At 61.3% G+C, this 17,272-nt stretch carries 17 protein-coding genes and 1 pseudogene; 5 read left to right on the top strand and 13 right to left on the bottom strand.

The window, feature by feature from the left end; all coding sequences use genetic code 11:
• Positions 1–937 precede the first annotated feature (937 nt).
• Together BLU15_RS20870 and BLU15_RS20865 are read right to left on the bottom strand one after the other, a co-directional pair.
• Positions 938–1,531 (bottom strand): mobile mystery protein B, encoded by a 594-nt coding sequence (locus BLU15_RS20870; RefSeq protein ID WP_090297719.1) that lies wholly within the window; start codon positions 1,529–1,531, stop codon positions 938–940.
• A gap of 5 nt (positions 1,532–1,536) precedes the next feature.
• Positions 1,537–2,001 carry a mobile mystery protein A gene (locus BLU15_RS20865; protein WP_034798540.1) on the bottom strand — a complete coding sequence of 155 codons (465 nt, stop codon included), beginning with the start codon at positions 1,999–2,001 and terminating at the stop codon, positions 1,537–1,539.
• A 583-nt stretch (positions 2,002–2,584) separates the two neighbouring features.
• Between BLU15_RS20865 and BLU15_RS20860 the strand changes: the two genes are divergently transcribed.
• Together BLU15_RS20860 and BLU15_RS40870 are read left to right on the top strand one after the other, a co-directional pair.
• Positions 2,585–2,788 (top strand): hypothetical protein, encoded by a 204-nt coding sequence (locus BLU15_RS20860; protein WP_176960320.1) that lies wholly within the window; start codon positions 2,585–2,587, stop codon positions 2,786–2,788.
• A gap of 314 nt (positions 2,789–3,102) precedes the next feature.
• A pseudogene (locus tag BLU15_RS40870) lies at positions 3,103–3,423 on the top strand (Fic family protein); the annotation flags it as partial.
• A 157-nt stretch (positions 3,424–3,580) separates the two neighbouring features.
• On the opposite strand, the gene BLU15_RS20850 reads toward BLU15_RS40870, so the two are convergent.
• Positions 3,581–3,877 (bottom strand): NifU family protein, encoded by a 297-nt coding sequence (locus BLU15_RS20850; RefSeq protein ID WP_090297717.1) that lies wholly within the window; start codon positions 3,875–3,877, stop codon positions 3,581–3,583.
• On the bottom strand, positions 3,877–4,884 hold the full coding sequence (locus BLU15_RS20845) for an amidohydrolase family protein (RefSeq protein WP_060605037.1): 1,008 nt from the start codon (positions 4,882–4,884) through the stop codon (positions 3,877–3,879). Before BLU15_RS20845 ends, BLU15_RS20850 begins: the two co-directional genes overlap by 1 nt.
• Before the next feature lie 197 nt (positions 4,885–5,081).
• On the opposite strand from BLU15_RS20845, the gene BLU15_RS20840 reads away from it, so the two are divergent.
• Both BLU15_RS20840 and BLU15_RS20835 read left to right on the top strand, forming a co-directional pair.
• Positions 5,082–5,969, top strand: a complete 888-nt coding sequence (locus BLU15_RS20840) for a transketolase (RefSeq protein WP_090297713.1) — start codon at positions 5,082–5,084, stop codon at positions 5,967–5,969.
• 1 nt (position 5,970) lies between these two features.
• Positions 5,971–6,957, top strand: coding sequence for a transketolase family protein (locus BLU15_RS20835; protein WP_060582016.1), 987 nt, complete (start codon positions 5,971–5,973; stop codon positions 6,955–6,957).
• A gap of 92 nt (positions 6,958–7,049) precedes the next feature.
• Here BLU15_RS20835 and gabD read toward each other — a convergent pair whose 3' ends face one another.
• Positions 7,050–8,510, bottom strand: coding sequence for an NADP-dependent succinate-semialdehyde dehydrogenase (gene gabD, locus BLU15_RS20830; protein ID WP_090297710.1), 1,461 nt, complete (start codon positions 8,508–8,510; stop codon positions 7,050–7,052).
• A gap of 260 nt (positions 8,511–8,770) precedes the next feature.
• On the opposite strand from gabD, the gene BLU15_RS39565 reads away from it, so the two are divergent.
• Entirely contained in the window at positions 8,771–8,929 is a 159-nt protein-coding gene (locus tag BLU15_RS39565) for a hypothetical protein (protein ID WP_156624186.1), read from the top strand.
• A gap of 104 nt (positions 8,930–9,033) precedes the next feature.
• Here the strand turns inward: BLU15_RS39565 and BLU15_RS20825 are convergent, their stop codons facing one another.
• From BLU15_RS20825 to BLU15_RS20790, 8 genes are all read right to left on the bottom strand, one after another.
• Entirely contained in the window at positions 9,034–9,504 is a 471-nt protein-coding gene (locus tag BLU15_RS20825) for a GNAT family N-acetyltransferase (protein WP_060610992.1), read from the bottom strand.
• A 315-nt stretch (positions 9,505–9,819) separates the two neighbouring features.
• Positions 9,820–11,484: an electron transfer flavoprotein-ubiquinone oxidoreductase gene (locus tag BLU15_RS20820; RefSeq protein WP_090297707.1), complete on the bottom strand. Its 1,665-nt coding sequence runs from the start codon at positions 11,482–11,484 to the stop codon at positions 9,820–9,822.
• Positions 11,485–11,491: 7 nt separating this feature from the next.
• Positions 11,492–12,433 carry an electron transfer flavoprotein subunit alpha/FixB family protein gene (locus BLU15_RS20815; RefSeq protein WP_090297702.1) on the bottom strand — a complete coding sequence of 314 codons (942 nt, stop codon included), beginning with the start codon at positions 12,431–12,433 and terminating at the stop codon, positions 11,492–11,494.
• Positions 12,434–12,455: 22 nt separating this feature from the next.
• Positions 12,456–13,220 (bottom strand): electron transfer flavoprotein subunit beta/FixA family protein, encoded by a 765-nt coding sequence (locus BLU15_RS20810; protein WP_090297694.1) that lies wholly within the window; start codon positions 13,218–13,220, stop codon positions 12,456–12,458.
• Between the two features lie 32 nt (positions 13,221–13,252).
• Positions 13,253–14,110 carry a sugar phosphate isomerase/epimerase family protein gene (locus tag BLU15_RS20805; protein WP_090297691.1) on the bottom strand — a complete coding sequence of 286 codons (858 nt, stop codon included), beginning with the start codon at positions 14,108–14,110 and terminating at the stop codon, positions 13,253–13,255.
• A 2-nt stretch (positions 14,111–14,112) separates the two neighbouring features.
• Positions 14,113–15,261, bottom strand: a complete 1,149-nt coding sequence (locus BLU15_RS20800; protein WP_090297688.1) for a dihydrodipicolinate synthase family protein — start codon at positions 15,259–15,261, stop codon at positions 14,113–14,115.
• Between the two features lie 7 nt (positions 15,262–15,268).
• Positions 15,269–16,048: a 3-ketoacyl-ACP reductase gene (locus BLU15_RS20795; RefSeq protein ID WP_060528847.1), complete on the bottom strand. Its 780-nt coding sequence runs from the start codon at positions 16,046–16,048 to the stop codon at positions 15,269–15,271.
• Positions 16,045–17,187: an acyl-CoA dehydrogenase family protein gene (locus BLU15_RS20790; RefSeq protein ID WP_090297686.1), complete on the bottom strand. Its 1,143-nt coding sequence runs from the start codon at positions 17,185–17,187 to the stop codon at positions 16,045–16,047. Before BLU15_RS20790 ends, BLU15_RS20795 begins: the two co-directional genes overlap by 4 nt.
• Positions 17,188–17,272: the final 85 nt, after the last annotated feature.

The raw sequence follows: 17,272 nt of genomic DNA, 5'->3' as shown, positions 1-17,272 counted from the left end.
TCATGTACCCGACGCGCAGGGATTGCAGCAGCGTCATGCTGAAGGCGCCGATATAGATGACCTGGCTGGCCTGATCGAGCGCTTTCAGCGGTGGAATCGGACCGCCCCGATAGCGAAACTCGCTGCCCAGATCGTCCTCGATGATCAGCGCCTCGTGGTCGGAATGTCGGACATAATGCAGTCATGCAGGTAATCGGCGAAGGTGTCGCCATTCTGTCGGACAGCGCAACGGTCGCCATGGCGGTGCCAAGAGCAATGGCGGCATCCATCGGTATAACCCCGCACGCAAACTCGACGGCATGCCAGCTTGCTGCATTCGATGAAGGCGAGCGCATTGCCCATAAGCTGACGACGCGCTCTACAGTTCGAGGCTCGGCGTGCCGGCCGGACCGGGCGAGCGAACGTATGACAGAACGCTTTCGCGCGCTATTGCCCGAGCCATGCGGCACAACATGCTTGAGCAGCACTCGAAGCTGACGCTCCGGGGTTTCGATTCCATCTGGCAGGGCAATCACAGACGGCTCACGCCCCATAAGCGGGTAGGACGGGATGCGTTCTCCCGCCCGCCTCAGGCAAATTTCTGATCGATGGCTCGAAAGCCGAAGAGGGTTTTCCTCGTTGTTTGGTATTGGACACGATGTTGTCCACGGCAGGCGCTTCCGTGCCGGGCAAGGTGCGCGATCTCTGATCTGTCAGCCCGTCTTGTGTATCCCCAGCGCGTCCGCCATGGCCTTCACGCGTCTGCCAAGCTTGATGTAGAGCTGCACGGCTCTCATGCGGTCTTCGTACGAATACATGAACTATCTCCTGTTAGTCCAAGAATTCGTCCGCACCTCCAGGGGATCAGTTTTTCATTTCGCCCGACACTGCGACTGCGTGAATGTCTTCATATCGTCTTCCTCGGTTCAGTTCGGTTGGCTAACTCCCCGTTCGAACCTCAAGAGCGGGCGAACGCCAGCAACGGTCCTATGTCGTGGTTATCAGCCGCCCGAAGGGCCGCAACATAACGAGCGCGGGTCTCGCCCGCATCCACCAGATCAGCTCTGCCCCAGGTAAAGGGCGGCCGGCCAAGCCGACGTGCCAGCAGATCACCAGCCAGCCGGGAAAATCTGCCGTTCCCGTTCGGAAAGGGATGAATGGCCACGAGCATATGACTGAACCGCACGGCGATCTCGTCGGGCGGAAAAGTTTCCTGTTCGACCCAGTAGCGTACGTCGTCGACCACCTGCCTGACTGCCACTGAGATGCGATAGGCATCGATACCGATATTGCGAGGCGTGGTTCTGTAGTCCCCAGCCCAGTCCCAAACGTCCCCAAACATGCGGCGATGCAGCTCACAAAGAAAAGCCTGGTCGAGCACGTCCCTTTTTCGCGACGTTGCCCACCGCAGGCCCTCGCCGATATTGACTTGCTCGGCCTCATTCAACTCGTGCCGCAAGGTGATGTAGGAAGGGATGAGCCGCTCCCGCTCCTCAGGGGGTAGAGGGGTGTTTGCCTCGTCGTCGTGCTCGAATAGAGGATCTTCAGCCATGGATCTCAATCCTCATCCCAAAGGCGCCGTGCAGCGTCGGTAAGCAGGGATTCCACGAGCCGCCGACGTTCTGCCTCCAGGTCCGACTTAAGCAGCGCCTGATTCTCCAGCCGCATGGTGTGGTCGAGCCTCGTCATATCCTCGCCCACCTTTTCGGCGGCACGCTCGTAAAGGATATCGTCGAGCGGTTTTATCGGCACGAAAGCGTAGACGAACGTGCAGTTCATTGCCGCAGCGGCCTCACGAAGGGTCTTGATTGTTGTCGCTCCGGAAACCTCGGCCTTCTCGATGGCCGGTATGCGAGACGGAGCCGCTCCCATGCGGTGGGCAAGTTGTCGGGTGGTCATACCAAGAGCTTCCCGGATGGCCTTCATCCAACCGCGAGGCGGCGAGATGATTTTGAGTTCTCGCACGGGCGCGAGACGTCTTTCCAACTGTTTTCGCGCGAGCGCGGCTTGCTTTCTGTTCATATATTTATGTCCATAAAGAAGAAAATTATCACAAATAAATGATCATGGTCAGCTTAATAGAACATATAAAGATAATCAATATTCCCATCCTTGATCATATATCCATGAGCAGTGGCCGCAATTTCAACGTGACTCTCTGGTCGCAGTGAACGCTTGCCGGCTTTCCAACCCGACATCAACAGCTGCATGGCGCCTTTTACCGCTGATTATTTCTACGCTACGAGCTCCACCGCCGGCTCGCGGACCGCATCTCGACCTTGCAATGGGATTGGAGGGTCTACACGTCATGCGCGTTTTTCTGATAACGGGCCTGTTGCGTTTCCGATGAAGCGACATTTCCGCCTGCTGACGGCAGCAAACTTTTGAGAGCTGCTTGATTGTGCGGAACCGTTTGGTTCAGATGCTCGACCACCAGTTTCGAGCCGCTGGAACCGCCACCTTCTTAGAACGCGTCGCGAACTCTTCGCGCAGGGATGGTCAGTATGGTCCAATATCAAGACTGGTGCGACTACAACGACGGGGCTCTTGGAAAAGACTACCTCCGGGTCATGACTGCGCACGGGGCCGATGTTGCGCCGTCCAAATGACAGCAAAAGCCCTGCCCGCTCACTACGTCGCCGAGGAACGGATCGCCAGACCGCTTGCAAGGATGGGTAAGAGCAGCGTGGCCAAGATAATCACCGATCTACTGCCGAAGATGCCGCAGATCCGCTCCGGCGACCTTGGTGCGACCGAAGGGATCAATGCCTATAGCGGCTACAAAGCGCCCATGTCGTTTTGCATTTAACCGCAAGACTCCGACAGCAATAGTTTCAACAAGATAGCCTGGCACTAAATTTAAGAGTTGGCAGTTAATTGAGATTGCCCCTTTGGAGACCGGTAACTTCTCGAGGGTCCGGCGGCGCAAAGGGGGTGGCTTGGGTTTGAATATCGAAGGCACGTTCGGGTCTGGCTGTCGGAATGGTGCCCTGAAGCGATCGCGAAGTCCGCCGTTCAACGCGGTCGTCCGGACCTGCGTGAGCATGTGAGCGCCGTGGAGCGACCATCGCGTCTGCTGCTTCTTGACCATCCGCTTTCCAACAAGCGAATTACCGCCGACATGGAATCGCCGAAACAGCGGAACAAGCTTTTGAGACTGCCAATCAAATTGCACGACTGTTCGACGGCGACCGCGAACGCATCGTAAGGGAGTCTGAGCGTACGGGGTCAGTCCTCCAGATCCACGAAGCCATGCGCACCAGCCCTTATCTGACCGCCCCCACGGCGATGAAACGGAGCGGACTAACCATGCCCACCGTCAACGCAGCTCTAGACCAACTCCAGAAACTTGGGATCGTCGAAGAAGCAACAGGTCGACGGCGTGGCCGAGTCTTCGTCTATCGCGCGTACATGGAAATACTGAGCGAGGGAGCAAGCGGCTAAAGCGTTCCTGTCGATACATTATGCGACCTTGGACGCACAGAAGGAACATTCCATAGCAAAGCGTCCGCCTTGCGTCACATGGAGTCATTGAGATCGCGGACAGCGTTTTTTGGTGGTTCAACCCTGTCGCGCTCTCGCGCGAGCGCGCCCTTGAATTCTATAGTTGTGAAAGCCTACGGGCAAGTCGATCGAGCGTCTTGATGCTTGCATTGACCTGTTCGCAGCGGACCTCCGCAACGCCGTCCACTTCCATGAGATAGGTGCGGATCGGCCCGACATAGGTCATCGCCATGTTGGGGCAGGCCTTGCAGGCGCCAACGAGCTTGATGCTCACGACGCCGTCCGAGCTGATATCGGCGATCTCGATATCGCCGCCATGGCCAAGGATCAGGGGGCGGATGCGCGCAAAAGCAGCTTCGAGCGCATCCGTCGATATGGCAGAGCGGGCCGTCATCAGACCAGCCCCAGTTCGATCTTCTTGGCCTCGATGTCGATGCCCATGCCGCGGGCAAAGGCCTTGCCGAGGATATTTTCCTTCATCTCCCGGGTGATCTCCGGATAGCCGTAGCGCTCCTGCAGCTCCTCCGGCATTTCGAGATTGGCGAGCGTATCGATGTAGGTCTGGACATGCGGCCAGATGAAGGCCTCGGAGCCGTAGCAGATGCGGTCGGAGCCGACATAGAGCAAGGCTTCGCCGAGGCGTGCCAGCATCTTCCAGGGCTGGAGGTAGTACTGGTTAAACCAGAGCGGCAGGATCAGGTAGATGTTGTCAAAACGGCTGGCGATCGAGATCGTCTCGTCGACATAGGGATCACCGAGGTGATGTATCCCGAAGTTCAGCTCGGGGAAGTCCGCGGCGGCATACTGGATGTCGTTGGGTTTGAAGGCCTCGACCGGGCCGAGTTCCAGCGGAAAACCCTTGTGGAACTGCACCATCTTGATGCCAAGCTCGATCGCCTTCTCCCAGAGCGGATAGGCGATGTCGCGATCGTCGGCGCGCCATGAACAGCCACGGCGCTGGTACTGATAGAACTTCATGCTAACGGCGCCGAGTTCCCTGACCTGGCGCTCCATCTCTTCGAGCGCAAAATCAAGCCCGTGATAGGCCGGGTCAACACCACCGGTGAGTACCACGCGTTTCGGGTTCGACTTGGCGAAGGCATCGCTGAGTTCGACCGGACCAAGCCCGGCCCGCCAGTGCGAGAACAGCGGCACGGAGCAGGCGCTTGCCATATCGGTGTCGGAGTTCTCGAAGAGCATCTTGTTGCCCCATTCAAGATCGGGGTTGGAGAAGGTTTCCGTTTCCGGCGGCGGCCCTCGGCGACCCGTCAAATTGATGAAGCCGGCGATCTGCGAGCGCAGCAGTTTCACACGTCTGCCGTCGCTTCCCGGCTTGATCTGGTTGTCGCCGAAGTCCTGGGTATGGACCGCCGCGTCGAAAACAAACATCCCGTCTTTCATTGTTTACCTCCTTGAGAAAACCGCCGCCTTCACTTGCGTCCCTCACTAGGTAACATGAGCCAACCCGTTCATTTCTTTGGAATAGTTGAAGATTGTTTTCAGCTATTCGTGCGGGCGGCCGCGCGTTTCTAAAGCTAAAACAGACCTCGTGATCAAGCATTCCGTGGGGCGACCCACCTTGAGGACGAGGACAGCACGTGACCCAACCAGGCAGGATCGAAATAACCGGGGGCCGAAACAGCCTCAGACCGACTGACGAGGAAATCGCGTTCCTCAAGGACCGCGCCAAATTCTGTCGCCTCGAGACAATCAGGCTGATCGAGATCGCGAAAGTCGGCCATTACACCTCGGTCTTTTCCGCAGCCGAGCTGTTCTCGGCGCTCTATTACGACGCGATGGACCTCAGACGTGGCGAACCGAAATGGGAGGATCGCGACCGTTTCATGATGGGCAAGGGGCACGCGGCCGTCGGGCTCTTTCCCCTTCTCGCCGACCTCGACTTCATCGATCGTGACGTGCTCGACGGCTATACCCGCCTCGGCAATCCGCTGGGCGATCATCCTGATATGACGAAGGTGCCCGGCATTGATTTCAGCTCGGGCTCGATCGGCCACGCCCTTTCGGCTGGTTGCGGCATGGCGCTTGCCGGCCGGATGCTGGGCAAGGACTTCTACACCTACGTGATGATCGGCGATGGGGAGTTACAGGAAGGTCAGGTCTGGGAGGCTGCCCTCTTCGGCGCGCACAACGGGCTTGGAAAACTGATCGGCATCATCGATCGCAACGGTTACCAGCTTGACGGATCGGTCGACGACATCATCGGCGTCGAGCCGATTGTCGAGAAATGGCAGGCCTTCGGCTGGGAGACCCATGTCGTTGACGGCCACGATGTGGCGGCAGTCGCAACCTTGCTTCGCACGCTCAAGGCCGATCGCGAGCGGACACGCCCCGTGATGATTATTGCGGAGACGGTCAAGGGCAAGGGCGTCTCCTACATGGAAACCGAACCAGGCTGGCACCTCGGCTATCTCGACCCTTCGGATGCTGCGCGCGCAATTGCCGAAATCGAAGCGATGGAGATCTGAGATGAACAAGCCGCTTTCCGACAAGTCCTGGCAATACCGCCAGCTCAATGCCGTGACACCCGGCCTCGATGCACTCTCGGACGCTCTTATCGAACTCGTCGCTGCGGGCGAGCCGATCGTCGCGGGCACCGCCGACCTGCAATATTCGAACGGCCTTGCGAAGTTCCACGCGCTCCATCCCGATCGCTTCGTTCAGTTCGGGATCTCGGAGCAGAACATGGTGTCGGCCGCAGCAGGCATGGCCGCTGTCGGCATGAAACCTTATGTCGCAACCTTCGCATCTTTCCTCGCACTGCTCTGCTGCGAGCAGATCCGCATGGACGTCGCCTATTCCAAACTGCCGGTTCGGCTGATCGGCCACCACGCCGGCATTTCGCTCGGCTTTTACGGCACCTCGCATCATGCGACTGAAGACCTCGCCATCATGCGCTCGATCGCCAACCTCACGGTCATCGCGCCGGCCGATGGCAATCAGCTGAAGGAAGTGATCAAGGCTGCGAACGACTATCCTCATCCGATCTATATCCGTATCCAGCGAGGACGCGATCCCGAGGTCTATGCGCAGCGCCAGCCGTTCACCATCGGCAAGGCGATTTCGCACTATTCGGGAACGGACCTCATGATCATTGCCACAGGCTCCACGGTCCACCCCGCCCTCGAAGCGACCCGCGCGCTGCGGGCCGCAGGCGCAAGCGTCGGCTTCCTCGACATGGCGACGGTGAAACCGATCGACCGTGACGCCATCCTAGAAGCCGCCGGTCAAAGCCCGCGAATCCTAACGGTGGAAGAGCACAATGTGCTCGGAGGACTGGGCGGTGCGGTCGCCGAGGTGCTGGCAAGCGAGGGCCTGCCGGTCAAATTGACCCGGCATGGTATCTACGACGAGTACAGCCTGATTGCGCCGCCGACCCATCTCTATGCGCACTACGAGCTCGACGCGAAAGGCATTGAGGCGCGCGCCACGAGGCTGCTCGAAGGCCGCGCGTAAAAAGCCGCAGCGCGCGTGACGTTTGGCTCTAAAGACCACTCTACTTGAAAGACCGCGGGGCTCGAGCTCCGCGGTCTTTTCCTTGTCTCGTTTCAGGCAACGCCGCCGAGGCAGACATATTTGATCTCGGTGAACTCCTCGATGCCGTAGCGCGAGCCCTCGCGGCCGAGGCCGGAAAGCTTGACGCCACCGAACGGCGCTTCCGCCGTCGAGATCAGCCCGGTGTTGACGCCGACCATGCCGTATTCCAGCGCTTCGGCGACCCGGAACACCCGCGCCAGGTCCTTGGCGTAGAAGTAGGAGGCGAGGCCGAATTCGGTGTCGTTTGCCTGCTCGACGACATCCGCCTCGTCGGTGAAGCGGAAGAGCGGGGCGACCGGCCCGAAGGTTTCTTCGCGTGCAACGGCCATCGCCTGGGTGACGTCGGCCAGAACGGTCGCTTCATAGAAGGTGCCGCCGAGCGTGTGACGCTTGCCGCCCTGGATGACGCGTGCGCCCTTGGACGTCGCATCGGCGATGTGCTCCTCGACCTTTTCCAGCGCCGCCTTGTCGATCAGCGGGCCAAGGATCACGCCTTCGTCGAGACCGTTGCCGATCTTCAGCTTGGCGACCGCCTTGGCGAGCTTGTCGGAGAAGGCATCATAGACCTTGTCCTGCACATAGATGCGGTTGGCGCACACGCAGGTCTGGCCGTTGTTGCGGAACTTGGCGGTCAGCGCGCCTTCGACTGCGGCATCGAGATCGGCATCGTCGAAGACGATGAACGGCGCATTGCCGCCGAGTTCCAGCCCGAGCTTCTTGATGGTGGCGGCACTCTGGCGATAGAGTTCGGCCCCCACTTCTGTCGAGCCGGTGAAGGTGAGCTTGCGCACGACCGGGTTCGAGGTCATCTCGGCGCCGATCTCGCGGGCAGAACCGGTGATGACGCTGAACAGGCCCTTCGGCAGGCCTGCACGCTCGGCCAGGATGGCGATGGCGATCGCCGAGAACGGCGTCTGGGCAGCCGGCTTCAACACCATGGCGCAGCCGGCGGCAAAGGCCGGGCCGGCCTTGCGGGTGATCATCGCATTGGGGAAGTTCCAGGGCGTGATTGCCGCGACGACGCCGATCGGCTGCTTCATGACCAGGATGCGCTTGTCGGGCTGGTGGCCGGGGATCAGGTCGCCATAGATGCGGCGCGCCTCTTCGGCAAACCACTCGACGAAGCTTGCACCGTAGACAATCTCGCCGGTCGCCTCAGTGAGCGGCTTGCCCTGCTCCAGCGTCAGGATGCGGCCGAGATCGTCCTTGTTCTCGATCATCAGCTCGAACCACTTGCGCAGCACGCCGGCGCGGTCCTTGGCCGTGCGCGCTGCCCAGGTCTTCTGGGCGACGCGCGCGGCCTCGATCGCAGCCCTGGTTTCCTTGGCGCCGAGCTTCGGCACCCGGCCGATGATTTCGCCCGTCGCCGGGTTGTTCACCTCGATCGCGTTTGCCGCGTCCGCCTCGATCCACTCGCCGCCAACGAGGGCTGCCTGGCGAAACAATGATGGGTCTTTAAAGTGTGAGAGCATTGGTCCTCCGACGATCTCCTGGAGCTTCCGAAACACACCTCCGGCAATCCGGGCGGCGCACGGCGCTGCCTTTAGTTTTGAGGATTTCGGCGGCCTTGTTTCATCGAAAATCCTGAAAGCTCTCTTCGGCATTCCGTGCGTGATTTGCGAGCCGGATAGTCAGTAAGATCAACGCAGGTGAGAAATCCGTCGCGCCATGAGGAAAATGGAGGCCGCACACTGAAGCTCGCCAGATCAAAAATTGGGAGGATGCCAGCAACATGCCGACGACTATACCGGCTCGAAAGAGCGAATACCGGATGACCCTTCTTGAACGAGTGATTGTTTTGCTCGGTCAGGGCAGCATCTGGTACACCTGCTACACCTATCCGTACGACCGGCGGGAATTTAACGCATCCGTCGATTTCGGGTTCATCTGAAGGGAAAGCTCTCCCGGCGGTCCGGCGGCAAATCTGCACCGTGAACAGGCTGCTGAAGCGACCGACGCTCCAGGGCGGCGCCCCGAAGCTTCGGTTCGGCTACCTTACTCTGTCATTGCACGCCAGCAGATGACGAGGCCGTCTTCGGCATCGACACGTTGGCCGACACGCAGGAAGCCATTTCGCTCCAGAACGCGTTGCGACGCGATGTTTTCGACGCCCGTCTCAGCCGAAATCTGAGCGACCCGTGGATCGCTCCGCGCCCAGGAGAGTATCTGGCTTACGGCCTGTGTAGCAAAGCCCCGCCCTTGACGCGTCGGTGCGATGCCATAACCGATATGAACGTCTCTTTCATGGGGAACTCTGATGACGGAGCAAAGGCCGACGACTTCGCCTTCATTCACGATCCACCAAGCCGCGGGCGCGAACCGTTGCCCAACGTCGTCGGCAAGGCTGCGGAGCATGACCAGCACTTCCGGAGGTGCGATTACAACGTCGGGCGCAAGATAGAGCCCTTCTCGTGCGAAGCCGGCAAGCATCGCATCGAAATCATCTTTCGTTACTTCAGTGATCATTTTCGGCTTTCTGACAAACCCAAAGGTATTCAAAGCCGAACGGGAGCGCTGACTATCCTCTGCTCGAGGACAAGACTGCCATTCCGCTCGCCGCTGCGGCCAGCGATGTCGGAAGCGATACGAAGGCAATCATAGGCATTCTCCTGAGGGTGAAAGCAACGCTATCCAACCGTGACTATAACCACAAGGCGTATAGACGCCAGTCTTGATATCAGGGCACCGTCCTATAAGTCCATCAGGCGGCATTCTGCGGAGAAATCTCTGGTCTCGCTCCCGGCCCTGTCCACGCAGGCCATGCCGCCCGCCATCCGACCATTACATGTTCGGATAGACCGGGCCTTCGCCACCCTGCGGCGGCACCCAGTTGATGTTCTGGTTCGGGTCCTTGATGTCGCAGGTCTTGCAGTGCACGCAGTTCTGCGCGTTGATGACGAAGACTTGCCTGCCGTCCTTCTCCACCCATTCGTAGACCCCGGCCGGACAGTAGCGCGTCGACGGACCGGCATAGACGTCGTGCTCGGAGCGCTTCTGCAGCTCCATGTCCTTCACCTGGAGATGGACCGGCTGGTCTTCCTCGTGGTTGGTGTTCGACAGGAACACCGAGGACAGCCGGTCGAAGGTCAGGACCCCATCCGGCTTCGGATAGTCGATCTTCTGGTGCTGCGCTGCGGGTTCGAGCGACTGCGCATCGGTCTTTCCGTGCTTCAGCGTGCCGAAGAAGGAGAAGCCGAACAGCTGGTTGGTCCACATGTCGAGACCGCCGAGCCCGACGCCGATCGCCGTGCCGAACTTCGACCATAGCGGCTTGACGTTTCTCACCCGCTTCAGGTCCTGGCCGATGGCGCTGTCGCGCCAGCCGCGTTCGATCTCGATCGGCTCGTCATTGGCGCGGCCGGAGGCGATCGCCGCCGCCAGCTTCTCGGCCGCTAGAATGCCTGAAAGTACCGCATTGTGGCTGCCCTTGATGCGCGGCACGTTGACGAGACCGGCCGAACAGCCGATCAGCGCGCCGCCGGGGAACGACAGTTTCGGCACCGACTGGTAACCGCCCTCGGTGATCGCACGCGCGCCATAGGAAAGCCGCTTGCCGCCCTCGAACGTGCCGCGGATCGCCGGATGCGTCTTGAAGCGCTGGAACTCCTCGAACGGGAAGAGATAGGGGTTCTTGTAATTGAGGTGCACGACGAAGCCGACGGCGACCATGTTGTCTTCGAGGTGATAGAGGAACGAACCGCCACCGGTCTTCATGCCGAGCGGCCAGCCGAAGGAGTGCTGCACCAGACCCGGGCGGTGGTTTTCGGGCTTTACCTGCCAGAGTTCCTTGAGACCGATGCCGAACTTCTGGACGTCGCTGTCCCTGGAGAGATCGAACTTGGCGATCAGCTGCTTGGCGAGCGAACCGCGCACGCCCTCGCCGATCAGCGTGTATTTGCCGAGCAGCGCCATGCCGCGGGCGAAGTTCGGGCCCGGTTCGCCGTTGCGCTCGATGCCCATGTCGCCGGTGGCAACGCCGATGACGGCACCCTCGTCGTTGTAGAGCACTTCGGTGGCGGCAAAACCCGGATAGATCTCGACGCCGAGTTCCTCCGCCTTGGTCGCCAGCCAGCGACAGACGTTGCCGAGCGATACGATGTAGTTGCCGTGATTGTTCATCAGCGGCGGCATCAGGAAGTTCGGCAGGCGGATCGAGCCGGCGGGTCCCAACAACAGGAAGTGGTCGTCCGTCACTTCGGTCTTGAACGGATGGTCGGCCTCGTCGCGCCAGTCCGGCAGCAGCCGGTCGATGCCGATGGGATCGACGACGGCGCCCGACAGGATATGCGCACCGACTTCGGCGCCCTTTTCGAGCACGACAACCGACAGCTCCGGATTGACCTGCTTCAGCCGGATCGCCGCGGCAAGACCCGCCGGCCCCGCACCCACGATCACAACGTCGAACTCCATGCTCTCGCGTTCGGGCAGATCACTCATCTTGGACATGTTCGCTTCAAAGTGCTTTTTCGAGTTCCGGCAGAGCGTCGAAGAGATCGGCAACCAGGCCGTAGTCGGCGACCTGGAAGATCGGCGCCTCTTCGTCCTTGTTGATGGCGACGATGACCTTCGAGTCCTTCATGCCGGCGAGGTGCTGGATGGCACCGGAGATGCCGCAGGCGATGTAGAGATCGGGGGCAACGACCTTGCCGGTCTGGCCGACCTGCCAGTCGTTCGGCGCGTAACCGGCATCGACCGCAGCGCGCGAAGCGCCGACGGCAGCACCGAGCTTGTCGGCAACCGGCAGGATCACTTGCCTGAACTTTTCCGACGAGCCGAGCGCACGACCGCCGGAGATGATGATCTTGGCAGACGTCAGCTCCGGGCGGTCGGACGACGACAGGGCGTCGGCGACGAAGGAGGAAACGCCGGGGTTGGCGGCGGCCGAGACGCTCTCGATCGCAGCCGAGCCGCCTTCCGCGGCGGACGCGAAGGAGGCGGTGCGCACGGTGATGACGCGCTTGGCTTCGGTCGTCTGCACCGTCTGGATGGCGTTGCCGGCATAGATCGGACGTTTGAAGGTATCCGACGAGACGACCTCGATGATTTCCGAGACCTGAGAGACGTCGAGCAGAGCTGCGACGCGCGGCATGACGTTCTTGCCGACCGAGGTGGCGGCGGCAACGATCGTGTCGTAGCTGCCAGCGAGCGAGACGATCAAGGCAGCGAGCGGCTCTGCCAGGTTGTTGGCAAGCGACGCGTCGTCGGCAACGAGCACCTTGGCAACGCCGGCCAGCTTGGCGGCCTGCTCGGCTGCAACCTTGGCGCCGGCGCCGGCGACCAGCACATGCACATCGGCTCCAGTGCCACTGGCGATTTTCGAAGCGGCGCTCAGCGCCTTGGCGGTCTGGTCGGAAAGGTGGTTGCTGTCGTGGTCAGCCAGAAGAAGAATGGCCATGATAAAATCTCCCTTCCTTAAATCAGAGGACGCCGGCTTCGACTTTAAGCTTTTCGACGAGCTCGGCGACCGACTTGACCTTGATGCCGGCCTTGCGGCCCGACGGCTCCTCGGTCTTCAGCACCTTGAGGCGGGCAGCGGTGTCGACGCCGAAGTCGGCCGGCGACTTCTTGTCGAGCGGCTTCTTCTTTGCCTTCATGATGTTCGGCAGCGAGGCGTAGCGCGGCTCGTTCAGGCGCAGGTCGGTGGTGACGACGGCCGGCAGCTTGATGTCGATGGTCTGCAGGCCGCCGTCGACTTCGCGCGTCACCCTTGCTGTGCACTCTGGCGCCTTGCCGTCGCCGATCTCGACCTTGGAGGCGAAGGTGCCTTGCGCCCAGCCGAGCAGAGCGGACAGCATCTGGCCGGTCTGGTTCGAATCGTCGTCGATCGCCTGCTTGCCGACGATAATCAGGCCCGGCTGTTCAGCCTCGGCCACACCCTTGACGATCTTGGCGACAGCGAGCGGCTCGACCTGGTCTTCGGTCTCAACCAGGATGGCGCGGTCAGCACCCATGGCGAGCGCCGTGCGCAGCGTCTCTTCGGCCTTGGCCGGACCGACGGAAACGACGACGACTTCCTCAGCCTTGCCGGCTTCCTTCAGCCTGAGCGCTTCTTCGACCGAGATTTCGTCGAAGGGGTTCATCGACATCTTCACGTTCGCAAGTTCGACGCCCGAACCGTCTGCCTTCACCCGGATCTTGACGTTGTAGTCAACGACCCGCTTGACGGTGACCAGGATCTTCATGTTTGCCTCCCAAATCGTCAGCAGCCAAATCGTCAGCAGATTGTGCGGAAGCGTTCGACCATCACGTCGAGGACTTCGCTCGGGTCCCGCTTCCACCAGTTGTTTGCGGAAAAGATCTCGACCTCGCAGGGACCCGCATAACCCGCGTCTTCGACGCTCCGTCGCAGCGTCTTCAGGTCAGCGACCCCATCGCCCATCATGCCGCGATCGAGAAGCACGTCGCGCGTGTCGGCAAGCCAGTCGCAGAGGTGATAGCCGAAGATCCGCGCGGCGCCCGCGCGCTGCAACTGGGCTTGGATCTCGCTGTCCCACCACACATGGTAGACGTCTATGGCGACGCCGAGATTGGCCGCGCCGACCACGTCACAGATATCGACGGCATCGCGCAGCGTCGTCAGGCAGGACCGGTTCCCCGCATAAACAGGATTGAGCGGCTCGAGCGCCAGCTTGACGTTGAGGCCGGCGGCATAGGGTGCAATCTCGCCGACGCGATCGGCGACGATCTTCAGGCTCTCGCCCGTGCCCTTGGTTCCCGGATGCACGCCGCCGACGACGATCGTCAGCACCGATGCACCGAGCCCTGCTGCCATGTCGATCGATGACTTCGCCTCGTCGATGACCCTTTGCCGATCGACAGCTTCCGCACCGACGAGAAACGGTGCGCGGCAGAGACCGGCAATCGAGAGGCCGCATGCCCGCGCTCGTTCGCCGATTTCAATCGCGCGCGAGCCGATCTCGCGGCGCCAGAAGACGATCGAGCCGAAGCCGCGTTCCGCACAGGCGTCGATAATGCGCTCGGGCGACCAGCCCGCCCCATGGCCATCGAGGTTGTGCCCGAGGCTGGCGGTGTTCAGCGCCAGGGCGGAATGGTCGGTGGTGAAATCACGCATGGCTACGCTCCATAGAGCGCAAGCAGCTTCTTCATCCGATCCACGGCAAGCGCCGGATCGCGCAAGAGCCCGCATTGGTCAGCGAGCCTGAACAGCTCGACGAAGTAAGGCAGTGGCCGCATGGCCTGCGCGCCATTCAACATCACGAAGTGATCCTGAAAGCCGTTCAGCCAGGCAAGGAAGACGACTCCGGTCTTGTAGTACTGCGTCGGTGCCCGGAAGATCAGCCGCGCAAGCGGCACGGTCGGATCAAGCGTTGCGCGAAAGCCTGCGCGATCCCCTTCGCCAAGCCTCTCCACCGCGTAAGCCGCAGCCGGGGCCAGGGGGTCGAATATACCGAGCAAGGCATGCGAAAATCCTTCGCTGTCGCCCTCGATCAGTTCGGGATAGTTGAAGTCGTCACCCGTGTACATCTTAACGCCGGCAGGCAGCAGGCGGCGCATGACGATTTCCTTCTCCTTGTCGAGAAGGGAGATTTTTATGCCGTCGACCTTGGCTGCATCTGCGTTGATGACGGCAAGCGCGGTCTGCATCGCCGGGTCGAAATCCCTGCTGCCCCAATAGCCGGCGAGCTGCGGATCGAACATCTCGCCCAGCCAGTGCAGGATCACAGGCGCGTCACAGGCGGCTAGCACATCGGAGTAGACCTTGACGTAATCGTCCGGTCGCTCAGCGACCCGCACCAGGGCACGAGACGCCATGAGGATAAGTCGCCCGCCGACCTTCTGGATCGCCTCGACCTGTTCCAGATAGGCTCTCCGAACATCTTCGATACTGGTGACGGTCGCCGGGTCGAGATGATCAGTGCCGCAGCCATTGGCGACGACGGCGTCCGGCAGTTCTTCCCGCGTGCGGCGGATCAGTTCCAGAGCGCCCGGCCAGTCGAGGCCCATGCCGCGCTGCGCCGTATCCATCGCCTCGGCGATGCCGAGCCCGAGGCCCGCGAGATAGCGGCGGAACTCCATGGTTTTTTCCCAGTCGACGGCGGCGCGGCCGGACGGATCGCTGGCTGTGAACGGGTCGGCGACCACGTGAGCCGCGGAATAGACGACACGCGCCGGGTTCCTGCCAAGTGTCGCAGCCGCGATCGGCGTGCCGCTGAGGGCATAGTCGGACAGGCGTCCATCAGTATCGGGAAGCGCGATTTTCATGGGGACCTCAAAAGCGCGGGACGAGCATGCCGGCGTCAGCCGGGATCGTCATTCCGGTGGTGTAGGGAAGACGCCCCGCCGCAAGCGATGCGATCAGGGCACCGACTTCCTCGGGCCTTCCGACGCGCGGGAAGAGCGTGAGCCCCTCCTCCGCCCGCTCGCGATAGGCGTCGATGACGGGTGCGGTCATCTCCGTGGCGATCAGACCAGGCTGGACGTCGTAGACGGCGACATCTTCCCGTCCAAGCCGGACGGCGAGCGTCTTGGAGACCATCGCGGCTGCCGCCTTCGACGCGCAGTACTCCGACCGCTGCTCGGCCACCGCGACGGCATTCGACGAGGTGACATTGATGATCGAATGGAAGAGCGCGCCCTTGCTACGGGCGACAAGACGCCGGGCAAAGGCCTGGCTCAGAAAGAACATGCCCTTGGTGTTGACGGCGAAGCAGCGATCCCAGCTTTCCTCCGACACCTCCAGCATGTCGCCGCGCCTGAGAACGCCGACACCCGCATTGTTGACGAGCGTCGTGATCTGGCCCAGTTCGGCTTCAATCGCTGCGAGCGCGCTATCGTGGCCGGCAATCGCGCTGACATCGAAGGCCGCAGCCATGACCGGGACACCGTAAGCGGCGATCCGCTCGACTGCTGACGGCAGCTCCGCATCATCCGGCAGTCCGTTGAGCGCGACCGCAAATCCTTCCCGCGCCAGGGCTTCTGCGGCGGCAAGCCCGATCCCGCGCGAGGAACCGGTCACCAGTGCGACGGGGCGAGGCTCAGACCCGGTCATGCCCGTGCGCCCTTCTTCAGGAGTTCGCGCGCGATGATCATGCGCTGGATCTGGTTCGTGCCCTCATAGATCTGCGTGATTTTCGCATCGCGGTAGAGGCGTTCGACTTCGAACCCGCGAATGTAGCCGGAGCCGCCAAAGACCTGCACTGCATCGGCCGTCCGCTGCACGGCCACATCACCGGCAAAGCACTTGGCGATCGAACAGGCCTTGGTGGCGTCGGCGCCGCTATCGATCTTGGAAGCGGCCGAATGGACGAGCAGACGGGCAGCCTCGATGTCCTTCGCCATGTCGGCAAGGAGCCACTGCACACCCTGGAAATCAGCGATGGCCTTGCCGAACTGCTTGCGTGTCCCGGCATAGTCGAGCGCCGCTTCGAGCCCCGCCTGGGCGATACCGACGGCGAGCGCCGCGATGCCGACCCTACCCTTGTCGAGCACCGACATCATCATGTGGAAGCCGCGGCCTTCCGTGCCCAAGAGAGCGTCGGCCGAAAGCTTGACGTCGTCGAAATTCAGCGCGCCGACCTGGCTCGCCCGCTGTCCCATCTTGTGTTCCTTGGGCCCCTTTTCGACACCCGCCGCGTGCAGGTCGACGATGAAGATCGACATGCCGCGGTTTCCCGCTTCCTTGTCGGTCCTGGCCAGTACGAAGCCGTAGTCAGCGACCGGCGCGTTGTGGATCCAGATCTTGCCGCCATTGAGCCGCCAGCCGTTGCCGTCACGATCTGCCGTGGTGCGGATGCCCGAAACGTCCGTGCCGGCTTCCGGCTCGGTGATGCAATAGGCGACCTTGGCGCGCATGCCGAGGATATCCGGCAACATCGCCTGCTGGCTTTCGGTCCCGTGGCGGACGAGCAAGGTCGAGATGAGCTCGATCAGGCCGCACTGGTCGGCAACGGATGCGTAGCCGCGGCTCAGCTCCTCCATGACAAGTGCGTAAGTGAGCGTATCGAACCCCGGCCCGCCGAGTTCTTCCGGCACGCCGATGCCAAAAAGGCCGAGCTTTGCCATTTCATCGTAAAGCCCCACCGGGAAGCGCTCTTCGCGATCGAGCTCCTCTGCCATCGGGCGGATCATTTCGTCGGCAAAGGCACGCGCCATGTCGCGCACCTGCTCCTGCGTTTCGGTGAGATACATCTGCCTCGCCTCATCTATAGTAACTATCTAGTTACATATATTCTGAAGCCGGATGTCGTCAAGACGAAAAACTTGGAGGCCGAAA

It is taken from the genome of Ensifer sp. YR511 (assembly GCF_900103045.1).
Lineage (GTDB): Bacteria > Pseudomonadota > Alphaproteobacteria > Rhizobiales > Rhizobiaceae > Ensifer > Ensifer adhaerens.
Note: the sequence above shows the minus strand (reverse complement) of the source record. Positions and strands in the feature narration are given on the sequence as shown.